The organism is Polaribacter sp. BAL334 (assembly GCF_015767435.1).
Lineage (GTDB): Bacteria > Bacteroidota > Bacteroidia > Flavobacteriales > Flavobacteriaceae > Polaribacter.
Window position 1 is genome coordinate 1 of record NZ_JADWOV010000106.1, and the last position, 408, is coordinate 408.

The following is a 408-nucleotide window of genomic DNA, read 5'->3' on the forward strand; positions in this document are numbered from 1 at the left end:
GTTTATGATGCTGGAACAATAAGAAAAGTTGAAAATTATAAAGAGGATAATTTACATGGTGAACAAATAACCTATTTTAAAAATGGCAAAATTAGCTCTAGAGGAAATTACGTGAATGATGAAGCTGATGGTCAGCATATTACTTATTACGAAAATGGCTTTATCAGTACTATTGCAAATTATAAGGTTGGCGTTGAACATGGAAAGTTTATCAATTATTTTGAAAATGGAAAATTAGAGGCAAGCACAAATTTTGTCAACGGAATTGAAGATGGTGAGTTTATTGAGTATGATGAAGATGGAAAAATCATCAATAAAGGAATTTTTAAAAATGGCGAAAAAATAGGTCCTTGGATTGAAACTATATATCAAAAAGCAAGTTTTGGAAGACAAGCTGAAATCATTGAA

1 protein-coding gene is annotated in these 408 nt (G+C 29.9%); it reads left to right on the forward strand.

The window, feature by feature from the left end; translation table 11 throughout:
* Positions 1-408 (forward strand): toxin-antitoxin system YwqK family antitoxin (locus IU405_RS00540; protein ID WP_197436704.1); only part of this gene is annotated, 408 nt, incomplete at both ends.